This is a genomic window from Acidovorax sp. A1169, from assembly GCF_030704685.1.
GTDB lineage: Bacteria > Pseudomonadota > Gammaproteobacteria > Burkholderiales > Burkholderiaceae_C > Acidovorax.
This window is the reverse complement of record NZ_JAUZDX010000008.1, coordinates 144,354-165,311: the sequence shown is the minus strand read 5'-3', so window position 1 is coordinate 165,311 and position 20,958 is coordinate 144,354. Positions and strand designations below refer to the sequence as shown.

Annotated in this window: 21 protein-coding genes; 9 read left to right on the top strand and 12 right to left on the bottom strand. The window is 69.1% G+C overall.

Annotation, left to right across the window (positions count from 1 at the left end; translation table 11 throughout):
* The first annotated feature begins 9 nt into the window (after window positions 1-9).
* Together QYL93_RS15390 and QYL93_RS15385 are read left to right on the top strand one after the other, a co-directional pair.
* Complete coding sequence (locus QYL93_RS15390; protein ID WP_057200713.1) at window positions 10-1,041, top strand: aromatic ring-hydroxylating dioxygenase subunit alpha; 1,032 nt, start codon at window positions 10-12, stop codon at window positions 1,039-1,041.
* Window positions 1,038-2,006 (top strand): PDR/VanB family oxidoreductase, encoded by a 969-nt coding sequence (locus tag QYL93_RS15385; RefSeq protein WP_305744452.1) that lies wholly within the window; start codon window positions 1,038-1,040, stop codon window positions 2,004-2,006. Before QYL93_RS15390 ends, QYL93_RS15385 begins: the two co-directional genes overlap by 4 nt.
* A gap of 3 nt (window positions 2,007-2,009) precedes the next feature.
* On the opposite strand, the gene QYL93_RS15380 is transcribed toward QYL93_RS15385, so the two are convergent.
* The 3 genes from QYL93_RS15380 to QYL93_RS15370 form a co-directional block, all read right to left on the bottom strand.
* Entirely contained in the window at window positions 2,010-2,360 is a 351-nt protein-coding gene (locus tag QYL93_RS15380) for an HPF/RaiA family ribosome-associated protein (protein WP_057200711.1), read from the bottom strand.
* 125 nt (window positions 2,361-2,485) lie between these two features.
* Window positions 2,486-4,465: an adenylate/guanylate cyclase domain-containing protein gene (locus QYL93_RS15375; protein ID WP_305744451.1), complete on the bottom strand. Its 1,980-nt coding sequence runs from the start codon at window positions 4,463-4,465 to the stop codon at window positions 2,486-2,488.
* Window positions 4,446-8,063: a TonB-dependent receptor domain-containing protein gene (locus QYL93_RS15370; protein WP_305744450.1), complete on the bottom strand. Its 3,618-nt coding sequence runs from the start codon at window positions 8,061-8,063 to the stop codon at window positions 4,446-4,448. The genes QYL93_RS15375 and QYL93_RS15370 overlap by 20 nt, the downstream gene beginning before the upstream one ends.
* A gap of 306 nt (window positions 8,064-8,369) precedes the next feature.
* On the opposite strand from QYL93_RS15370, the gene QYL93_RS15365 reads away from it, so the two are divergent.
* The 4 genes from QYL93_RS15365 to QYL93_RS15350 all read left to right on the top strand — a co-directional run bounded on the left by QYL93_RS15365 (window position 8,370) and on the right by QYL93_RS15350 (window position 12,300).
* Entirely contained in the window at window positions 8,370-9,254 is an 885-nt protein-coding gene (locus QYL93_RS15365) for a gamma-glutamyl-gamma-aminobutyrate hydrolase family protein (protein ID WP_305744449.1), read from the top strand.
* A 216-nt stretch (window positions 9,255-9,470) separates the two neighbouring features.
* Window positions 9,471-10,028, top strand: a complete 558-nt coding sequence (locus QYL93_RS15360; protein ID WP_305744448.1) for a PleD family two-component system response regulator — start codon at window positions 9,471-9,473, stop codon at window positions 10,026-10,028.
* Window positions 10,029-10,141: 113 nt separating this feature from the next.
* A complete protein-coding gene (locus QYL93_RS15355; protein WP_305744447.1) occupies window positions 10,142-11,419 on the top strand; it encodes a putative DNA modification/repair radical SAM protein in 1,278 nt (425 codons plus the stop codon).
* A gap of 11 nt (window positions 11,420-11,430) precedes the next feature.
* A complete protein-coding gene (locus QYL93_RS15350) occupies window positions 11,431-12,300 on the top strand; it encodes a TIGR03915 family putative DNA repair protein (RefSeq protein WP_305744446.1) in 870 nt (289 codons plus the stop codon).
* On the opposite strand, the gene QYL93_RS15345 is transcribed toward QYL93_RS15350, so the two are convergent.
* Window positions 12,269-13,240: a pyridoxamine 5'-phosphate oxidase family protein gene (locus QYL93_RS15345; RefSeq protein WP_305744445.1), complete on the bottom strand. Its 972-nt coding sequence runs from the start codon at window positions 13,238-13,240 to the stop codon at window positions 12,269-12,271. The genes QYL93_RS15350 and QYL93_RS15345 overlap by 32 nt on opposite strands.
* Complete coding sequence (locus QYL93_RS15340) at window positions 13,237-13,881, bottom strand: glutathione S-transferase family protein (RefSeq protein WP_305744444.1); 645 nt, start codon at window positions 13,879-13,881, stop codon at window positions 13,237-13,239. Before QYL93_RS15340 ends, QYL93_RS15345 begins: the two co-directional genes overlap by 4 nt.
* A gap of 111 nt (window positions 13,882-13,992) precedes the next feature.
* Here QYL93_RS15340 and QYL93_RS15335 point away from each other — a divergent pair, with 111 nt between their 5' ends.
* Window positions 13,993-14,910, top strand: coding sequence for a LysR family transcriptional regulator (locus QYL93_RS15335; RefSeq protein ID WP_305744443.1), 918 nt, complete (start codon window positions 13,993-13,995; stop codon window positions 14,908-14,910).
* Here QYL93_RS15335 and ftrA read toward each other — a convergent pair.
* Window positions 14,863-15,873 carry a transcriptional regulator FtrA gene (gene ftrA / locus QYL93_RS15330; protein ID WP_305744442.1) on the bottom strand — a complete coding sequence of 337 codons (1,011 nt, stop codon included), beginning with the start codon at window positions 15,871-15,873 and terminating at the stop codon, window positions 14,863-14,865. The two genes, QYL93_RS15335 and ftrA, sit on opposite strands and share 48 nt — an antisense overlap.
* A gap of 100 nt (window positions 15,874-15,973) precedes the next feature.
* Between ftrA and QYL93_RS15325 the strand changes: the two genes are divergently transcribed.
* Entirely contained in the window at window positions 15,974-16,390 is a 417-nt protein-coding gene (locus tag QYL93_RS15325; RefSeq protein WP_305744441.1) for a rhodanese-like domain-containing protein, read from the top strand.
* Between the two features lie 13 nt (window positions 16,391-16,403).
* Here QYL93_RS15325 and QYL93_RS15320 read toward each other — a convergent pair whose 3' ends face one another.
* From QYL93_RS15320 to QYL93_RS15295, 6 genes are all read right to left on the bottom strand, one after another.
* The gene (locus QYL93_RS15320) at window positions 16,404-16,955 is read right to left on the bottom strand and encodes a 2OG-Fe(II) oxygenase (protein WP_305744440.1); all 552 of its coding nucleotides are present in this window, start codon (window positions 16,953-16,955) and stop codon (window positions 16,404-16,406) included.
* Window positions 16,956-16,963: 8 nt separating this feature from the next.
* A complete protein-coding gene (locus QYL93_RS15315; RefSeq protein ID WP_305744439.1) occupies window positions 16,964-17,434 on the bottom strand; it encodes a peptidylprolyl isomerase in 471 nt (156 codons plus the stop codon).
* Between the two features lie 117 nt (window positions 17,435-17,551).
* On the bottom strand, window positions 17,552-18,598 hold the full coding sequence (locus QYL93_RS15310; RefSeq protein ID WP_305744438.1) for a pirin family protein: 1,047 nt from the start codon (window positions 18,596-18,598) through the stop codon (window positions 17,552-17,554).
* A gap of 257 nt (window positions 18,599-18,855) precedes the next feature.
* Window positions 18,856-19,344 (bottom strand): DUF1579 domain-containing protein, encoded by a 489-nt coding sequence (locus QYL93_RS15305; protein WP_305744437.1) that lies wholly within the window; start codon window positions 19,342-19,344, stop codon window positions 18,856-18,858.
* A gap of 24 nt (window positions 19,345-19,368) precedes the next feature.
* Window positions 19,369-19,716, bottom strand: coding sequence for a GFA family protein (locus QYL93_RS15300; RefSeq protein ID WP_305744436.1), 348 nt, complete (start codon window positions 19,714-19,716; stop codon window positions 19,369-19,371).
* Between the two features lie 29 nt (window positions 19,717-19,745).
* Complete coding sequence (locus tag QYL93_RS15295) at window positions 19,746-20,180, bottom strand: VOC family protein (RefSeq protein ID WP_305744435.1); 435 nt, start codon at window positions 20,178-20,180, stop codon at window positions 19,746-19,748.
* Between the two features lie 107 nt (window positions 20,181-20,287).
* On the opposite strand from QYL93_RS15295, the gene QYL93_RS15290 reads away from it, so the two are divergent.
* The gene (locus QYL93_RS15290) at window positions 20,288-20,953 is read left to right on the top strand and encodes a TetR/AcrR family transcriptional regulator (RefSeq protein WP_305744434.1); all 666 of its coding nucleotides are present in this window, start codon (window positions 20,288-20,290) and stop codon (window positions 20,951-20,953) included.
* Window positions 20,954-20,958 lie beyond the last annotated feature (5 nt).

Here is a 20,958-nt window from a genome sequence, read left to right as displayed (position 1 = left end):
ACAAGCATCATGTTTCCCAAGAACGCCTGGTACGTCGCCTGCACCCCCGACGAGATTGCCGACAAGCCCCTGGGCCGCACCATCTGCGGCGAGAAGATGGTCTTCTACCGCCCGGCACCCGACCAGGTCGCGGCGCTCGATGACTTCTGCCCCCACCGCGGCGCGCCTCTGTCGCTGGGCACGGTCTGCGATGGCCAATTGATGTGCGGCTACCACGGCCTGCGCGTAGGCTGCGATGGCAAGGCCGTTTCGATGCCTGGCCAGCGGGTGCAGGGCTTTCCGCGCACGCGCAGTTTTCCGGTGGTCGAGCGCTACGGCTTCATCTGGGTCTGGCCCGGCGATGCCGCACAGGCCGACCCCGCCAAGGTCCACCACCTCGCATGGGCCGAGAGCCCCGAGTGGGCCTACGGCGGCGGGCTGTACCACATCGCCTGCGACTACCGGCTGATGGTCGACAACCTGATGGACCTGACGCACGAGACCTATGTGCATTCCAACAGCATCGGCCAGAAGGAGATCGACGAGGTGCCATGCAAGACCCGCGTCGAGGGCGACGAGGTCATCACCAGCCGCTTCATGGAAGGCATCCAGGCACCACCGTTCTGGCAGATGGCGCTGCGCATGAACGGCCTGCCCGACGACCAACCCGTGGACCGCTGGCAGATCTGCCACTTCACGCCACCGAGCCACGTGCTGATCGAAGTGGGCGTGGCGCTCGCCGGCCACGGTGGCTACGAAGCCCCGGCCGACAAGAAGGCGTCGAGCATCGTGGTGGACTTCATCACGCCCGAAACCGAGACCTCGATCCACTACTTCTGGGGCATGGCGCGCCACTTCAAACCCGACGACCCGGCCCTCACCGCGCAGATCCGCGAAGGCCAGGGCAAGATCTTTTCCGAGGACCGCGAGATGCTGGAGCTGCAGCAACTGAACCTGCTGCGCCACCCCGAGCGCAAGCTGCTCATGCTCAACATCGACGCAGGCGGCGTGCAGTCGCGCAAGGTGATCGACCGCACCCTGGCGGCGGAGCAGGCAGCATGACGACCGCGCAGGAAACCTTGCAGGTGCGCGTGGTGCGCAAGCAGGCCGAGGCCGAGGGCATCGCCAGCTTCGAACTGGCCCGCACCGATGGCGCGCCGCTGCCGGCCTTCAGCGCCGGCTCGCACATCGACGTGCATGTGCCCGGCGGCCTCACACGCCAGTATTCGCTGTGCAACAGCGCAGGCGAGCAGCACCGCTACCGCATCGCCGTGCTGCGCGACGCAGCCTCGCGCGGCGGTTCTGCCGGCATGCACGATGCCGTGCACGAAGGCGACGTGATCACCATCAGCACGCCGCGCAACCATTTCGAACTGCACCCCGCGCAGCGCACGCTGCTGCTGGCGGGTGGCATCGGTGTGACACCGCTCTTGTGCATGGCAGAGCGCCTGGCCAACACCGGCGCCGACTTCACGCTGCACTACTGCACGCGTTCACTGGCACGCACGGCGTTCACCCAGGAGATTGCAGCATCCGCCATGGCGCCCCATGTGCAGGTGCACACCGACGAGGGCGGGCCCGAGCAGAAGCTCGACCTCATGGCCGTGCTGGCCGACGTCGCGCCGGACGCGCGCCTCTACGTCTGCGGCCCCGCCGGGTTCATCGACCATGTGGTGAACACCGCCAAGAACCTGGGCTGGCCGGCGGACCGCATTCACCTCGAATACTTCGGTGCGCCGGCACAGGACACCTCAGGCGACGGCGAGTTCGAGGTGCGCATCGCCAGCACCGGCAGCACTTACACCATACCGGCCGGTATCTCCATCGTCGATGCGCTGCGCCCCCAGGGCGTGGACATCATGACCTCGTGCGAACAGGGCGTGTGCGGCACCTGCCTCACGCGCGTGCTCGAAGGCGAGGTGGACCACCGCGACATGTACCTCACCGACGAGGAGCGGGCCAGCAACGAGCAGTGCATGCCCTGCTGCTCGCGGGCCAAGGGCAAGCTGTTGGTGCTGGATCTCTAGAAACTACTCAGCTTCGGCCGTGCGGATGGTATCGCGGCCATGGCGGTCCTTGGCGCGGCCCAGGTCCGTGTCGAGCGCGCGCGCCAGCTTGTCGGTGGCGCCGATGAAGGCGTTGGCCATCTTGTCGGCCTCGTCCGTCACGGTCACGGGCTGGCGGCCGGTCACACGTGCCTCTATGCGGCAGCGCTTGTCCTTGGCGCCGGATTTGCCGGCATCGACATCGGACAGGAATACCTCCAGCCGCGTCACATGGTCCTGGAAGCGCGCCAGGCGGGTCTTTGCTTCGTCTGTCACCCATTGGGCCAGGGATTCGCTGCCGTTGATGTGGTCGTCGGTGTTGACTTGTACTTGCATGCAGGGCTCCTTGGGGTGGTTGCGAGAAAAAGGCGGCGGCGACAGACCGCAGCCATGGCCCCATGGTGGCACCAAAGGCGCCACAGCGCGAATCGGCCGGGTAAGAACCTGTGAGACACAGGTTCTTACAACTTGTCCAACGCAACGGCAGTGGGCCAGGGTGCGCCCGCAGGCAGGGCCGCCGCTTCGGCCACGCGGGTACGCAGGCGCAGCGCGGCCGGGTCGCCGGGGCAGCGCTGCAGCAGTTGGTCGAGGTGTGCCGCAGCCGTGGCCGCATCGCCCGCCTGGAAGGCATCCAGAGCGGCCGCAGACAGCGCGCAGACCTCGCTGTCGGCACAGAGCGTGAAAACACGCACCGACTCGGCCCGGCCCTTGACGATGACCTCGTCGAGCACGCGAATCGGCAGGGTGGTCGGCAGTTGCCGCGCCGTGGCTTGCGACAGCAGGATGCCTGTGCCGAAGGCCTTGTTCGCGCCCTCCAGGCGCGCAGCAAGGTTCACCGCATCGCCGATCACCGTGTACGAAAAGCGCTGCTGCGAGCCCACGTTGCCCACCACCACCCGACCGGTGTGCAGGCCGATGCGCATCTGCAGCGGCGGCAGGCCGCGCGCGCGCAGGGCGGCCACCAGCGGCTCTATGGCCTGCTGCATCTCCAGCGCAGCACGCACCGCATGCTCGGCGTGCTGCGCATCGTCCAGCGGCGCGCCCCAGAAGGCCATCACGGCGTCGCCGATGAACTTGTCCACCGTGCCGCCGCTGCCGTGGATGATGGGCGTCATGGCGTCGAAGTAGCCCGAGAGCAGTTCCACCGTTTGCTCGGCGCTGAGCTGTTCCGACAGGGTGGTGAAGTTGGCCAGGTCGGTGAACATGATGGTCACCTCGCGCACCTCGCCGCCCAGGCGCATCAGCCCGGGCTCGGCCACCAGGCGTGCCACCACGGCGGGCGGCACGTACTGCGCGAACATGGCGCGGGTCTGCTGGGCTCTTTGGCGCACCGTGGCGAAGATGACCAGCGCGGTAGCGCTCGTCAACCCCAGGGCCGCAGCGATGGGCATCAACGGCGGCCACCACAGCCGTGCGTAGGCGAACAGCAGCCACGAAGCGAGCCCCATGGCCGCCACCAAGGCCGCCATCAGCACGATCGCCCAGCCCGTGTGCAGGCGTCGACCGGCCCATATCACCAGAGGGATCATCAGGAGCACCAGCACGGGCGTCCAATGGCCAGGTGCGCTGCGCAGGCCATCGCCCGCAAGCAGGTTGTCCAGTTGCGTGGCCTGCAGCTCCACGCCGGGAAAAAGGCGGTCGCCCCCGACAGAACCGAAGGGCGAATTGAACAGGTCCGCGCGCGCATTCTCAAGCTCCGAAGCGCTCAGCGCGGACCGCCCGACCAGCACGATCTTGCCCTTGAAAAAGCCAGGCGGCAGCAGCCCGGGCTCCAGCGCCTGGTAGTAAGAGCGCGTGTCAAAGGTGCCGCGCGGGCCTCGGTAGGCCAGCCACTCGGCGGGCCGCAGGTCGTGGGCCCCAGCGTCCGCCACCCGGCGCGCCAGCTGCATGGCCAGGCTGTCGGACTCGCCGAAGGCGCGGCGCACCACGAAGTCGTCGTCGGGCTGCACCAGCGCGCTGCCCGCCCGGCCGCCGGCGGCCAACAAACGCTGCAGCGGCGGCACATCGGTCCACAGCGTGGCATTGGCGCCGTCGACCTGTTCCCGCGCCGAAGCCAGCGCCACGGGCGCGGCAACGGCCACCGCGCGCTCCAGCGCTGCGTCCTCCTCTTCGCTGGTCGGGTCGGCAAACACCACGTCCATGCCGATCGCGGCAGCTCCGTCGGCGTGCACGCGCTCGATCAGGCGCGCATGCAGGCTGCGTGGAAAAGGCCAGTGCTGCTGCAGCTCCTGGAAGGTGGGCTCATCGATCGCGAGGATCACCACGGGATAGGTGCCCCGCTGGGGCGCCGAAAGCGCTGTGAGCACGTCGAAGGTCTTGAACTCCAGCGCATGCCAGGGCCGGGTGTACGTGGCAGCCCAGGCGAGCAGCAGCACCAGCGCGCTGGCGGCGAGCGCCAGGGCCGCTTCGCGCCATGCGCCCCTAGAAACGGTAGCGCGCATCGATCACGTACCGCACGGACTGGCGGTCGGAACGGTCTCCGAACAGGTTCAGCACCCCCGCGCCCACCACCCAGTGCTTGTCCTGCGTTTCCCAGTAGCCCGCGATGTCCAGGTTCCAGCCCGGCGGGCGGCGTGTGAGGTTCTGCTTGTCCTCGAAACGCTCGGACCGGTAGACCGCACGGGCGCTCAGGTACACGCGCTGCGCGCTGGCCCAGGTAGCCCCGATCACCGCCGTGTGGCGCGGTATGTAAGGGATGCGCAGGTCGCGCACCAGGCTGTTGCTTGTGCTGTCCAGGTACTGGCTGCGGCTGTGCTGGAACAGGTACTTGGCATAGCCCGACCACTGGCGGCTGAACATGCGGTTCACGCCAGCGCCCAGGGCCTGCAGGCTGCCCTCCTCGAATCCCGGGGTGCCTTCAAGCGCATCGGTGGTCGACAGGTTGATCATCTGCGCGTTGCGCATCTCCTCCAGGAAAGGCATGCTGGGCGTGCGCAGATCCACGCCGATCACGCCGGGGTTGCGCACGCGCAAATGGTCGGCGCGCAGGCTCACGAAGGTGCGCTCGTCGACCTCCATGCCCAGCTGCGCCGCCGTGCGCCGATGGCGCCCGCCCGCCTCCACCAGGCGGTCTTCGACCGGAATGCCGGCCGTCTCCACGCTGGTGAGCGTGGACGCACTCAGCGGGCGCAGCCAGTCCTGGTAGGCCATGCGCAGCGTGCTGCCCGCCGCCGGGGTGAACACCAGGCCCACGCGCGGGGTGACCACCCGCTCCGTGTCCGCGCGGCGCGCCTGACTCGATTCGCTGACGTCCCGCACCAGCAGGCCCACCGCATTGCCACCGCGCACCCGGTGGCGGATCTGCTGCAGCCCCAGCGCACCATCGAGCAGCAGGCCCGGCGTGAACTGCTGGCTGCCGGCCAGGGTGAGGCCGGTGTAGCGCCGGTCGATCTCGTTGACGCCGGCAAACACCATGATGTCGGGAGCCACGGCGCTGTCCCGGCGGATCAGGGGGCCGTAGCCGCTCACCACGCTGGATTGCTTTTCCGCCACATGCTCCAGCGTCACGCTCAGGCGCTGGCCGGGCTCCGGGTCCACCGTGTGGCGCAGCTGCAGATCGGTGAAGGCCTTGTCCGGCGAGGCCTTGAGGCCCATGAGGGCAGCCAGCGGCTGGAACAGGAACAGGGTGGGGTAGTTCTCGGAGCGCATGTGCTCCGTGCTGCGCCCCAGCTTGAGCCAGGTCTGCTGCACCGGGCTCCAGCGGTAGGACAGCCCCGCCATCCCCAGGCGCACCCGGTTGCTTCCTGTAGTCTGCAGCACGTCGGACCCATCGCCCCAGAGGTCCAGCCGGTTGCGCCCCTGCAGCGACACGTCGAACTGGTTGGCATACACGAACAGGTTCAGGCGCTCGGTGGGCTGCATGCCCAGGCCCAGCGTCAGCACGTCGGCCCCCACGTCGGCGCCTCCCGTGGAGTCGTGAAACGCCGGTACGTTGAACACCCCCACGTCGATCGGAAAGCGCTTGCCGCGGGCGTTCTGCGCCTTGAAGAACCAGGACACCGGCACCTGGCTGTTGTCCATGCCATTGAGCGTGAGCGAGGGCGCGCGCATGCGGTAGAACTCGCGGTCCAGCATCATGCCCATCGCCCCATGGCTGCCCGGCCGCTGCAGCAGCGAGGAATGCAGCTGGCTGGCGCCAAAAGCCATGGGGTCGGTCAGAAAGCCCTGGAACAGCGCCGAGTTCTTGTTGAACTCGCCACGGTAGCGGTCCGCCAGGAACAGGTGGCTGCCGCCCCAGTACGGCGAGAAGCTCTTTTGCGCCAGCTCCAGCGCCCAGTCCTCCATGCCGAAGAAGGCCAGCGAGGCACCCAGGTTGGCGCTGCCCTTCTGGTCATTGGCCACCTGGTTGAGCGACTTGAGGTAGGGCATGCGCTGCACGGCCGCGCGGGCGGACTCGACGGCATCGCCGGGCTGGAACAGATCGGTCTGGATCTGCGCCAGCAGCAGGTAGGGCAAGGGATCCTTGTCGTCCAGCGCACTGGCCTGGCGCAGCGTGGCCAGCGCATCGGGCGTGCGTCCGAGCTGGTAGTAGGCCACCGCAGTCCAGACCTTGGCACGCGCATAGCGCGGCTCCATCACGCCGGCGCGCAGGAAATCGCCGAGCGCAGCCTGCGGCCGGCCCTGCTTGAGGTGCATCAGTCCCTGCCCGGTGAGCGCAACATAGTCGGCAGGGTTGTCGCGCAGGGCGACTTCAAACGCCTGCCCTGCCTCGGTGAACTGGTTGACAAAGGTTTCGAGCGTGCCCCGCTCGCCCTGCGCCCCTGGCGTCTGCGCATCGAGTGCCAGCGCCTGGCCCAGTGCCTTGCGTGCAGGGCCGGTCTCCTCGCGCTCCACATGCGCGCTGCCCAGTCCCTGCCAGACCCGTGCGTCGCCGGGCATGCGCGCCGTGGCCTCGGTGTAGGCCGCAATGGCCGCCGGCCCATTGCCCTGGCGGCGCGCCAGCTCGGCGCGCACCAGCGCCAGGCCCCCGTCGCTTGCGTCGCTGGTTCCTGCCAGCGTGGCCTGCGCTTCTTCGACCCTGTCAGTGAGCAGTTGCACGCGCGCCAGCTGGGCCAACAGGGCCGGATGCGCGGGCCAGTGCCTTGCAAGTGCCGTGCGCAGGGTGTTCACGGCCGCAGGTCCATCGCCGTCGAGCAGTTGCAGATCCGACTGCATGAGCCAGGCGGCCAGCACGGGCGGCTCGCCCGCGCCGTCGACCTGCTGCGCAAGCTGGGCGCGGGCGGCCTGCAGGTCACCCGCCTGCAGCGCCGCGGCGGACTCCATGGCGGCTGCCCAGACGGCGGGCACCTGGCTGCGCACCTGGGCCAATGCGGCGGCTGCAGCGGCCGCATCGCGGGCAGCCAGCGCGCGCCGCACCGGGTCCAGCGCGGCAGGCATGCCACCATCGGTACTACCCTGCGCCGCGAGCGAAGGCAGCGGATCGGCGCGCAGCGCATTCACCCACTGGATGCGGTCGCGCGGCTGGCTCAGCACCATCTTCACTGGGGCCTGGCCCACATCGGCGTAGGCGGCCTCGTTGGCGGCCACCGACACCTGCCCCTGGGCATTGCCGAACTCCACCGTGCCCGAGAGCACGGTGATCAGCGTGCGGCCATCGCCACCGACTTCGATGTCCCAGTCCGTACCGCGTATCGCGGCCGTGGCGGCGGGCGTTTCCAGCATGAGGCGGCTGCCGTCGGCGCGGCGCGTATGCGTCCAGGCCCGGCCGGCGCTGAGCATCAGAGTGGTCACCGGCTGCGCAGGCGTGGCCACCGCCTTGACCTGCAGCACCGTGTTCTGGTGCAGGCGCAACTGGGTGTCGTCGGCAAACAGCAGGGCCATGCGTGCGGCTTCGCGCGTGCGCACGAAGTCGCCGGGCGCCAGCGCCTGGGCCTGGCGTGCCGGCTTCCAATCCGGCGTGGCCGCAGCGCGCTGGTCGCCCGGGCCTTGCAGGCCCACGATCTCGGCCGCCGCGCCCGGCGGCACGGCGGCATGGCCCGGGAGCCAGGCCAGGGCCAGGAACGCGGCCAGCGCGGAAAGCTGCATCGAAGGGTGGCGCATGGAGGTGCCTTGTTTTCCTATGGAGCGGGCAGCGGCCGACGCAGGTGCGGCCACGAACGGGCAGACCGCAGCCTGTCACACCCGGTTACCGAAATTATCGGGAGTGCGGGCGGGCCGCAGCACACCAGGCACCAACGGCAAGCTGCCATTTCATGAAGAAAGCCACATTTCATAGCACCGTGTGGCGCAGCCACAGGCGTGCACGGCCCTTTCCTACAGACGGCGCTGGGAGCGGGTGCTACAACGTAAATACCTATTGCCTTGCATGCACAGCCCTCTGTGAGCATGCCTATGGAGCTCCCACCCATGTCCGCCGCCCCCCGCCTCAAGATCGGCCTGTCCGCCTGTTTTCAGCATGCCGACCCCACCCGCTCCCTGTTCACCAACAAGACCCTGCAGTATGTCGAGCAGTCCATCGCGCACTGGCTGATGTCTGCCGGGGCCATGGTGGTGATGGTGCCCTGCCCCACGGGCGAGACCGCGCGCGGCGACGTGACACTGGCCCACTATGCCGATTGGCTCGATGGCGTGGTGATGCACGGCGGTGCGGACGTCTGGCCGGGCAATTACGGCGAGGAGCCCCTGCGCGAGGAATGGGTAGGCGACCGCGTGCGCGACCTGTACGACCTGGCCGTTGTCAAGGCGTTCGCCGAAGTGCGCAAGCCCATCTTCGGCGTTTGCCGGGGCCTGCAGTTGATCAATGTGGCCTTCGGCGGTGCGCTCTACCAAGACATCGAGTTCCAGCACCCCGGCGCGCAGCAGCACCGCAACGCCACCACCTACGACCAGCATTTTCATGACATCGAGATCGTGCCCGGCTCACGCCTTGCGCAGTTGTACCCCGACACCCCCCGCGCACGGGTCAACAGCATCCACCACCAAGGCATCAAGCGGGTGGCACCGGACTTCGAGGTGGAGGCCCTGAGCGAGCCGGATGGCGTGCCCGAAGCCATTCGCCTCAAACCCGCCCCAGGGCGCGGCTACATTGCTGCCACGCAATGGCACCCGGAGTTCCACAAAGTGGGCTCGGACACACTGGACGACACCGCCATCCTTGAGGATTTTCTGGCCGCATGCACCAAGGCCAAGGCGCAAGCGCCGGCGGAGCACCATGTCTCACCCTTGCGTGACCGCGCCACCCGGTTGCTGCAGCGGGCGTTGCGCAGGGACCGGCAGAAGGCCGGAGAGTAACGCCCGTGAGGCTGTGCCTTGCACGCGCGGTGGGACAGCACCGGTGGTCGCAACGGCAACACCGTCCCATCGCTACCAGCAGTAAAAAGTAGCCAAAGCGCCCAATTTTCCTCACTGGGCGAAGCTTGCGAAACGCCGGCATCTTCGGCCCCAGCCCAACATCCTGGATACTGGGAGCTTGTTGAGCCCTTATCCAGCGAGAAGCGAGCCCGCACCATGAGTATCTTTGACCGCTTTCTGGGCGGCATGCGCAAGACGACGGACCGTCCCGACGCACCCCTTGCACGTGCCGCAGACCCCCTGGAGCGGCGCAAGCACAGGCGTGTCAATGCGCGAAAAGGCACCAGGGTGCTGATCATCGACGACTCGCCGACCGTTGTCGCCGTCCTGCGCAAGACGCTGCTCTCGGCAGGCTATGAAACGCGCGAGGCGCTGGATGCCGAGCGGGGCCTGGCCCTGATCGCCGCGGAACCGCCCGATCTGGTCTTTCTCGACATCATCCTCCCGGGCATGAACGGGTTCAATGCGCTGCGCACCATTCGCAGGCTGCCCGCATCGCAGCACATCCCGGTGATCATGATCAGCGGCAACGAGCACGCTACCGAGCAGTTCTATGCCAATCGGATCGGTGCAGACGATTTCATGAAGAAGCCGTTCTCGCGCCATGAGATTTTCGCCCGCATCGAGGCCTTGCTCGACGCGCAGCTCACTCCCCGGCGCAGCGTTGGCGCGCCGGGCGGCGCCGCGGCCGACGTGCCACCCGCCCCTTTCTGATACCGCAGCAGCCCTGCGCGACCCCGCTTTGTGCTGGCCGGCTGACCACCCGCTACAGCCGGCCCAATAACCCTGCGCTGTTCAAAACACGCAAATCACTGTAAATTCATACAGTGATCTTGCAATCCAAACTGGCCATCTTGGCCGACGCCGCCAAGTACGACGCCTCCTGCGCGTCGAGCGGTGCTGCGCCGCGCGATTCCGTAGGCGGGCGCGGCATGGGGTCCACCGAAGGCATGGGCATCTGCCACAGCTATGCGCCCGACGGGCGCTGCATCTCGCTGCTCAAGATATTGCTCACCAACTTCTGCCAGTACGACTGCCTGTACTGCGTGAACCGGGTCAGCAGCAATGTGCCGCGCGCCCGCTTCACAGTGCAGGAGGTGGTGGACCTCACACTCGATTTCTACCGGCGCAACTGCATCGAGGGGCTGTTTCTCTCCAGCGGCATCATCCAGAGCCCCGACTACACCATGGAGCAGGTGGTGGAGGTGGCGCGCGTGCTGCGCGAGGAGCACGACTTTCGCGGCTACATCCACCTGAAGACCATCCCCGATGCCTCGCCCGAACTCATGGAGCGCGCCGGCCGCCATGCCGACCGGCTGAGCATCAACGTGGAGCTGCCCACGCCCGAAGGGCTCACGGCCCTGGCGCCGCAGAAGGACGGGGCGGCCATTGCGCGCTCGATGGCGCGCATGGCGGTGCACATCGAGGACGCGCGGCAGGCGCGCAAGGAGCAGACTGCCGCCAAGCTGGTGTCGATGCCCGCTTCGGTGCGCGCCCGCCGGGCCCCGGCACCGCACTTCGCGCCGGGCGGCCAGAGCACGCAGATGATCGTCGGCGCCGACGCCACCGACGACCGCACCATCCTGGCCACCAGCGCCGGGCTGTACGGCGTGCACCGGCTGAGGCGCGTGTACTACTCAGCCTTCAGCCCCATCCCCGATGCGGCGCGCGCGCTGCCGCTGATTGCACCGCCCACCGTGCGCGAGCACCGGCTGTACCAGGCCGACTGGTTGATGCGCTTTTACGGCTTTGCACACAACGAGATCGTGCCCGCAGGCCAGGACGGCATGCTGGCGCTGGACATGGACCCCAAGCTCGCCTGGGCGATTGCGCACCGCGAGCGCTTTCCCGTGAACCTGAACACCGCGCCGCGCGAACTGATGCTGCGCGTGCCCGGCTTCGGCGTGCAGACGGTGGACCGCTTGCTGGCCGCGCGCCGGGTGCGCCGGCTGCGCCACGCCGACCTGGCGCGGCTGCACGTGTCGCTCAAAAAAGTGCTGCCCTTCGTGGAGGCTGCGGATTACCGGCCGGGCCGTACGCTGGATGCGGCCGATCTGGCCGCCCGCATGGCTCCGCCGCCGGCGCAGCGCAGCCTTTTCGATTGAGGCAAGCCACCATGGCACTGCACACCATCACACTCGCACATGCCACCGACTGGCCGGGCTTTCGCAAGGCCGCACGCACGCTGGTGCAGGCCGGCGTGCCGCCACAGGAGGTGGAGTGGTTCACCACGCAAGGCGCAGAGCAGGATCTGTTCGCGGCCCCCGCGCCATCGGGCCTGCCCCTGAATGCGCTGCCACGCCAGGCAGGAGGCCCGGCGCCGCAGGTGCCCGAGGACTTCCTGCGCCTGTGCGAACGCCTGGTGCTGCACCGCAACCCGGCGCGCTTTGCGCTGATGTACCGGCTGCTGTGGCGCCTGTCGCACGAGCGCGGGCTGCGCCACGACCCGCTCGATGCAGACCGCATGCAGGCCCACCACATGGTGCGCGCCGTGGCGCGCGACATGCACAAGATGCACGCTTTCGTGCGCTTTCGCCCGGTGACCGACGGCGAGGGCCGCACGGTGCAGGTGGCCTGGTTCGAGCCTGACCACTTCATCACCGAGGCCAATGCCGGCTTCTTCGTGCGGCGCTTCACGCAGATGCACTGGGCCATCCTCACGCCCGATGCCAGCGTGCGCTGGGACGGCACGCAATTGCACACCGGCCCCGGTGGCCAACGCAGCGATGCGCCGCCGCCCGACGCCGGCGAGGCCCTGTGGCTCACCTACTACCGCCACATCTTCAACCCCGCGCGCCTGAAGACCGACATGATGCGCAAGGAGATGCCGCAGCGCTACTGGCACAACCTGCCCGAGGCCGCGCTGATCACCGAGCTGACGCGCGGTGCCCACGAACGCAGCGCGCGCATGGTGGAGGCCGAGGCCACCACGCCGCGCAAGGCCATCGCGCCGCTCATTCCATCGCACGCGCACGCATTGCGTTGAACTGAGGCGCCGGCTCGGCCGCGGTCCAGCGCCAGGGCAGTGCGTTCGCGCGCCAGATGCCGCCCAGCACCTGCAGCCGCAGCACGCGCTGCGCGCCGGGCCAGCGTGCGCGCGAGGCCTCGTCCCAGAGCAATTCGGCGCGGGCGGCTACGTGCAGCAGGCCACCGTCCTCGTAGTCCACCCACAGCAGCCCGGCCTGCGGGTGCAGCGCGAGGTTGCCCAGGGTGTTGAAGAACAGGTTGCCGGGGTAGTCGGGCAGGGTGAGCACCAGGCCCTCGGCCGTGTGCTCGGCATGCACGAAGCCCGCCTCGCCACCGCGGTGCGACACGTCCACGCCTTCGTTGCGCCGTGCGCCCGGGCGTGCAGCCGAGGCACTGGCGATGAACATCGTGTCGCTGCGCGCGATCAGGCCCAGGGCGGCGGCATCGAGCCCCGCACCCAGCACCTGGGCCGGTGCCGTAGGTGTCACCACCGCGCGCAAACCCGGAGCGCGCGCCTGGATGTACTTGGGGCAGTTGCCGAAGCTCTGCACCACGCCCACTTCCAGCCCGTGGGCACCGAATGCACCCACCCGTCCGTTCATGCGGTTGCGCCGGCGGGTATGCGGCTCCAGTCCGAGCACCCCCACCGGCGCACCGGGCACCAGCCGGGCCAGCACGGGGTCTGCCGCATCGGGCGCCACGGCCATGTGCATGGACCCGGCATCGGGCGTCTGCACGAACCCCGGTGGCCCGGCCACCATGGTGGCCCAGGGCTGGCCCTGGTCGTCGAGCGCGCCCAGCAGCAAGGTGGGCAGCTTCTCGAACAGCTCGCGGTGCTGGTCGGGCATGTGGTCACGCAGCACCACGGGCCCCACGGCGGCCATGCGCTCGCGCACGCCCACGCGCTCCTGCAGGGCCTGCTCGCCCACGTGGAAGGCGGCGGCGGGCGCGGCGCTCATGCCGGCACCACGGTGTCAGGGGCTGGCAGGCGGTCGGCCAGGGGCACATAGCCCGGCAGGGCTTGCACCCGCGCGACCCAGGCGGCGATGCGCGGGTAGCCGGCCAGCGAGAGCCCGCCGATCGGTGCCTGCGAGGTGTAGCTGACCATGGCGATGTCGGCCAGCGTGGGGGCTGCGCCACCCAGCAACCAGTCACGGCCTTCGAGCGCGGGCTCCATGAAGTCGAACAGCCGGCGACCGATGGCCAGCGCCGCCTCGCTGGGCTCGCGGCCCGTGATGGCTGCGAAGCGTGCGCTCGATGCCCCGGGCGCCAACATGCCGGCCGCCAGGCTGAACCAGCGCTGCAGGCCGGCCTGGCCCACCGGGTCCTGCGGCATCCAATGGCTGCCAGGTGCATAGCGCTGCACCAGGTAGACCAGGATGCCGTTGCTGTCGGACAGCACAACATCGCCATCGACCAGCACCGGGATCTGGCCCAGCGGGTTGCGCGCCAGGTGGGCGGCCTGGCGGTTCTCGCCGGCGATCACGTCCACATGGACCAGCGCATGGGGCAGGCCGAGCATGGACAGCATGAGCTCGACCCGGTGGCTGTGGCCCGAGATGGGCATGCGATAGAGCGTGAGGGGTGCAGAGGGTGCCATGGCGGGATGTCCTTGTCAGAGGGGGAAAACACAGAGGACCCAACGATATCCATTGCAAAATCCGCGGTGAATAGCCATAGTGCGGCAATCAAAATTGCGGATATCGCAACAATGGACCATTTGGACACCCTGCGCTGCTTCATCGCCGTGGCCGACGCCGGGGGCTTTGCCGCCGCGGCGCGGCGCCTGGGCGTGTCGGCCACCGCCGTCACGCGCGCGATTGCGGCGCTGGAAGCGCGCCTGTCGGTGCTGCTGTTTCAGCGCAGCACGCGCACCGTGCGGCTGACCGAGGCGGGCGAGCGCTTCCTGCTCGACTGCCGCCTCATCCTCACCGACCTGCAGGAGGCCGAGCAGGCCGCCGGCGGCGGGCAGGCCGAGCCCCAGGGCCTGCTGGCCATCACCGCGCCGCAGATGTTCGGCATGCGGCATGTGGCGCCTATCGTGCAGGCCTTCCTGCACGCCCAGCCGCGCGTGCAGGTGCGCACGCTGTTCGTGAACCGGCTGGTGCACCTGCTCGAGGAGGGCATGGACGTGGCGATCCGCATCGCCCACCTGCCGGACTCGGGCCTCACGGCTGTGCAAGTGGGCTCGCTGCGCCGGCTGGTGGTGGCCTCGCCCGCCTACCTGGCGCAGCACGGCGAGCCGCGCCACCCCGATGAGTTGGCGGCTCACCGCGCCATCGGTTTCTCGTTCGATAACAACAGCGTCTCGCCGTGGAAGTTCAAGGAGGGCGTGGTGGGCCAGCCGCATTTCAGCTGGATCAGCAACAGCAACGAGGTGGACATCGCCGCGGCCGAGTCGGGCCTGGGCCTCACGCGCTGCCTGGCCTACCAGGCGGCGCAGGGCGTGCGCGCGGGCCGGCTGCGCGTGGTGCTGGCCGCGCACGAGCCGCCGCCCGTGCCCGTGCACATCGTCTACCCGGCGGGGCGGCGCGCGCCGGCCAAGGTGCGGGCCTTCGTGGAGTTTGCGCGCGAGCGGCTGTCAGCCGAGCCCGTGCTGCAGGGACGCGGACTCACCCGCAACAGCTGACGTGCGGGTGCCCACGCCAAAGCCCTGCCGGTAGCGCGAAGGCGCCGGCAGGCGCTGCAGACGGAAATGGCGGCGCAGCGATTCGGGCGAACCCAGGCCCGCCAGGTCGGCCACCGCGTCGATGGGCATGGCCGGGTGGGTTTCGAGCAGTTCCTTGGCGATGGCCACACGCTCGCGCACCAGCCAGTCCTGCGGCGACAGGCCCGTGCCCTCCTTGAAGCGGCGCTGCAGCGTGCGCCGGCTCATCTGCGCAAACGCCGCCATGGAATCCACCGTGTGCACTTGGCGCGCGTTCTCCCGCAGCCAGTCGAGCAGGCGCGCGATGCTGCTCACCTCGGCGCTGGGCATGGGCCGCGGCACGAACTGCGCCTGCCCGCCATCGCGGTGGGGCGACATCACCAGCCGCTGCGCCACCGTGTTCGCCACACGCGCGCCATGGTCGCGCCGCACCAGGTGCAGCAGCATGTCCAGGCCCGCGGCGGAGCCCGCCGAAGTGATGGCCTGGCCTTCGTCCACATACAGCGCCGAGACGTCCACCGTGATATCGGGGAACTCGTGGGCCAGGCGCTCGGCGTAGCGCCAGTGCGTGGTGGCGCGCCGGCCCGCGAGCAGCCCCGCATGCGCGAGCACGAACACCCCCGAGCAGATGGAGCAGACCCGCGCACCGCGCCGCCAGGCGCGCTGCAGGGCGCGCAGCAGCGCCTCGGGCGGGCGCTCGGCCGCATCGCGCCAGCCGGGCACCACGATGGTGTCGGCGCGCGACAGCATGGCCAGGCCATGCGGCGCCTGCACCTGCACACCGCCCATGGCGCGCAGAGGGCCGGGCTCCACCGCGCACACGGCGTAGCGGTACCAGTCCACCTCCTGCAGCTCGGGCCGCTCCAGCGCGAACAGCTCGACCGCACAGCCGAATTCGAAGGTGCACAGGCGGTCGTAGGCGAGGATGGCAACCAGGTGGGGCATGGCGCGATGTTACCGAAGATTGTCATGACGGCCACTGGCCGTGGAAGGGCCCCATGGCGACACTGGAACCCTCTGAAACGCCACCCAGGAGCCTGTTGCCATGACCTCTTCCCCCAGCGCCGTCGCCGCCGTTCCCGCCGCCCCCAGTGCCGCAGCGCTCGTGCACTTCGAATCCGCCTTCACCTTCGAGGCCGACTGCTGGGACGTGCACGACGCGATGGACCGTGGCGTGCAGGACTTCGTGCTGCTCGACGTGCGCAGCCATGCGCTGTACGAGGCCGGCCATGTGCCCGGCGCCGTGAGCCTGCCGCACGCCAAGATCATCGAATCGAAGATGTCTGCCTATGCGCCCGGTACGCTGTTCGTCGTCTACTGCGCGGGCCCGCACTGCAACGGCGCGCACCGCGGCGCCGTGCGGCTGGCGCGGCTGAGCCGGCCGGTGAAGCTGATGATCGGCGGGGTGACGGGCTGGCTCGACGAGGGCTTCAGCCTGGAAAGGGGCGCGCAGGGCAGTTGAACGCCCCGGCACTTCAGCCCGGCGCGTAGAGCACGTCCGAGCGCAGCACGTACTTCGTGCCCTCGGTGACGGCCCGGCCTTCGTGCCAGGTGTCGTGGACGAAGAGCAGCGCCGCACCGGTGGCGGGCTGCACCACGAAATCCCTGAAATCGGTGTCCCCGCCCGCAAAGCCCGCATTGAGGTAGACCAGCATTGTGAGCCGGCTGGTCATGCCGGCCTCGGTCCAGGGCCCGTCCTTGTGCATCTTGAAGCGCTGGCCTGGGGCATAGCGGTAGAAACGCAGCTCCCTGGGCAGGCCTTGCGCCGCTTCTCCACCGAGCAGCGGCAAGGCCACACCCTGCATCTGCTGCCACAGGCGCGCTACCCAAATAGCAGACTCGACCAGCACCCGGTCGTTGTTGCGCACCAGGGGCATGGCCTTGGGACCACCGGCGGTGCGCACGCCGGCGGCCTCGAAGCCCTCGCGCTCGGCCAGCGCGATGAGTTCATCGCACTCGCCAACCGACAGGAAGCCGGGGATGGAAAAGGCCCTTTCCGAATGGGCAACCGCCTGCAGCGCTGCCATCGCAGGGCTCAATGGTGGTGGCCGTGGTCGCCGTGCACGTGGCGGTGGGCAATTTCCTCGGCGCTGGCGGCGCGCACGCTCGCCACCTTGCACGAGAAACGCAGCGCCTGGCCGGCCAGCGGGTGGTTGCCATCCAGGTGCACTTCAGGGCCCTTGATCTTGACCACATTGAACACGGCGGGCTGGCCATCGCTGCCCACGCCCTGCAACTGGCCACCGACCTTCACACCCGGGGGGAACTCGGACTTGGGGATGGTGCGCACCAGGCCTTCGTCGCGTGCGCCAAAGGCGTCTTCCACGGCCAGGTCCAGCGTGGTGCTGAAGCCGGCGGCCTGGCCTTCGAGGGCGGCCTCGACCTTGGGGAAGATGTTCTCGTAGCCGCCGTGCAGGTAGGACAGGTTGCCCCCGTCCAGGGGCTTGCCCTCGGGCGTGGCGACCTTGTAGCTGATGGTGACGGCAGTGTCTTTGGCGATGTTCATGGATGGCGCGCTTTCATGCAAGGAAAAGCAGGGGGCGGCAGTGCCGCGGCCCTGCGGATCGGAATGCGGGATTGTCCACGACCCGGACCACCCCTGCCCAAGCAGGGGCGGCGGCCCTCAAGCGGCTGCGGGAACCTCGTCCTCGGCCTGGCCCGGGTAGCGTGCAAAACGCCGCGCCTCGGTGCCGTGCACCGGGTCGCTGTCGGGCCAGGGCCAGCCGCCGAACTGGGTGCGGCGGTAGTCCTGCATGGCCTGCATGATCTCCTGCTGCGTGTTCATCACGAAAGGGCCGTACTGCGCCACGGGTTCGCCAATGGGGCGGCCCTGCAGCACCAGGCACTCGGCCACGGTGGCGCCGGTGTTGGTCAGCAGCCATTCCTGGCGGGCATCGATCTCCAGCGCGGCATGCCCCGGCACGTCCTGCGGGCCCACGCGCAGGCCATCGCCCACGAAGAAGTAGAGCATGCGGCGCGTGCCCTCGCCCAGCGCGGCCGGCATGGGCCACTGGGCGCCGGGGTCCAGGCGCAGCGTCCAGATGGCCACATCGGAGCCGGGCTGCGAGGCCCAGGACTCGGGTGGCGGCGCCAGCGGCGCGGGCGCGGCGGGCAGGGCGCCGGCCACCACGGTGGCAGTGGTCGTGCGGCCGGCCTCGTCGTGGTGCACCAGGCGCGGGATGTGCTCGTTCCAGAGCATGGTGAAGTGCGGCTCCACCATCTTGTGGCGCGCAGGCAGGTTCAGCCAGATCTGGAACAGCTCCAGCGGGTTCGGCTCGGTGGCGCTGAGCAGCGGAAACATCTCGGAGTGCACGATACCCTTGCCGGCCGTGACCCACTGCACGTCGCCGCCGCCGAAACGCGCGGCGGCACCGAGCGAGTCGGAGTGGTCGATGAGCCCCTTGCGCACCAGGGTCACCGTCTCGAAGCCGCGGTGCGGGTGGCCGGGAAAGCCGGGCACGGTCTCGCCGTGGTACATGCTCCAGCCGTCCTTGCGGCTGAAGTCGCTGCCGATCTGGCGGTCGTCCACCGGCACGGCCGGGCCGAAGGCCGCGTTGCCGGCGGGGTAGGCATCGTCGTGGTGGGCGCAGAACAGGAACGGGTCGAGCGTGGGCCACAGCGGGCCGAGCGGCTGGCTTTGCAGGATGGGCGTGGGGTGGTTGTTCGACATGGGGCCTCCTTCGGTGGTGCGCCGTCGTGATCGTGAGCGGCATGCCCGCAACAGATGGGGTCATTGCAGCGCCACAGAAGTGCCACGGGTGGAACGGTGCGGTGCATGCCGCAGGACAATCAGCGGGCTGACCGCGCGATTCTAGGGACAAGCGCGCCAGCCCGCTGGCAGCGCCCTCACTTCACGCGAACACCGTTTGCGCGCCCTCGGCGGGCACCGCAGCGCCCGCCCGCCGCCACGCCATGTCGGGTGCAGGCTCAGGCGGTCTTGCGGCGGTATGTCGCCTTCATGAACTCCTTCCAGCTGCCATCGGGCTGCTGGGTGGAGGAGGTCAGCGTGCGCTCGTCGGGGCCCAGGATGGTGATGGTGTCGCGGTATTTCGCGGTGCCGCCGTCGCCGGCAAAACTCGGGCCTTCGGTCTCGAGCGGGAGCACCTTTTCGGTGGCATCGAGCGTGCCGCGGTAGGCCCACATGTGGGTCATCATCGAGCCGACCCAGGTGCCAATGAAGACCGCCTTCTCGGGGTCGTAGCCCAGCGTGATCATCATGCGCGCGTCGCCGCCGCCGGGCATGGAGCCCGTGCCTTCGCCCAGCACCCACAGGTCGCCGAGCTGGCGCACGTGCTCGGTGCCGGTGGTGCTCATGGGTGGCTCACCGGGCCCAGCGTCGCAGGTGGATTCACAGGTCCAGTCGCCGAGCAGTTGCTGCAGCCAGCGGTGCTGTGCCTGGGGTTCGGGATTCATCATGGTGGGTCTCCTGGAGGGTGCGGCTTACATTGCCAGTCCGTCATGGTGGTGCACGGGGATGGCGTCGAGGTCCACGCCGTCGAGCGTGCGCAGGTTCACGGCCGCCATCTTGTGGCCTGCGGGGTGCGTGCCTTCGCCATGGGTATGGGTGCCGCAGGCCGGGCAGAAACGGTGCTGAATGACGTGCTTGTGGAAGGTGTAGCTGGCCAGATCTGCCTCGGGCGTGGTCAGCCGCAGCTGCCCATGCGGCACGAACCACAGCAGGGAGCCCCGCCTCCGGCACATGGTGCAGTTGCACGCCAGGGCGCTGTCGATGGTGCCTTCCACTTCGAACGCCACCTTGCCGCAGTGGCAGCTTCCCTGGTAACGCATGGGTCCGGCTCCGGGGGTGGGGGCGCCCGTCATTGGGGCACCACCACCATCCACGACACGCCGAAGCGGTCGGCGACCATGCCAAAGGCGGGCGAGAAAAAGGTCTTGCCCAGCGGCATCTGCACTTGGCCACCTGCGGCGAGTGCGTCGAAGAGGCGTTTGGCCTCGGCCTCTGTTTCCGGGCCCAGCGACAGCGAGATGCCCTGGAAGCTGGCCTTGCCGGAACCCATGCCGTCGGACGCCATGAGCTGGGTGTCGCCCACGTTGAACGAGGCATGCATGACCATCTCGGGCTGGGGCCCTGCACCGGGGCTGCCGTCGGCAGAGCAGCCGGCACCGGCAGCGGGTTCGGGGTTGTCCTTGTAGCGCATGAGCATGGTCACCTCGGCGCCCAGGGCCGTGCGGTAGAACGTGAGCGCCTCTTCGCAGCGGCCTTCAAAGAAAAGATACGGTTCGACTTTCATGGCGGATCTCCTTGGGTAGGTGGGTCAAAAGCGGATATCCGCGCATTGTGGACACCGTTCACAAAACAATACCAAAGATAATGGACAGTGTCCACATTGAAATCCCGATGTCCGTAACCACCCGCAACAGCGCCCTACCAGGCGGCCCTTCCTCGCCGCGCAGCACCTACCGCCATGGAGACCTGCGCCGCGCCCTGCTGGACGCGGGCATCGAGCTGGCCCGCCAGGGCGGGCCCGATGCCGTGGTACTGCGCGAGGCCACGCGCCGCGCAGGTGTGGCACCCAATGCCGCCTACCGCCATTTCGCCAACCGGCAGGACCTGCTGGCGGCGGTGCGCGCCGCGGCCGTGGCCGCCGTGGCCCAGGCCATGGAGGCCGAGATGGCCGAGGTGCCCACGGGCGGCACGCCCACCGAACAGGCCCATGCCCGAGTGCGCGCCGTGGGTGCCGGCTACATGCGCTTTGCCCATGCCGAGACGGGGCTATTCCGCACCGCGTTCGGCGGCCAGTTCAGCGTGGAGCAGAACCCCGACCCCGCCATGGGCGGCCTCACGGGCCTGAACCCCTTCGAGCACCTGTCGGCCGCGCTGGACGACCTGGTGACCGCTGGCGCCTTGCCACCCGAGCGCCGGCCAGGCGCCGAGTACCTGGCCTGGTCTACCGTGCACGGCATGGCGCTGCTGAGCATCGACGGGCCCTTGCGCGGCACGCCCGCCGACATGCTGCAGCTGCTGGGCCAGCGGCTGCTGGACATGGTGGAACGCGGTTTGTAGCGCGG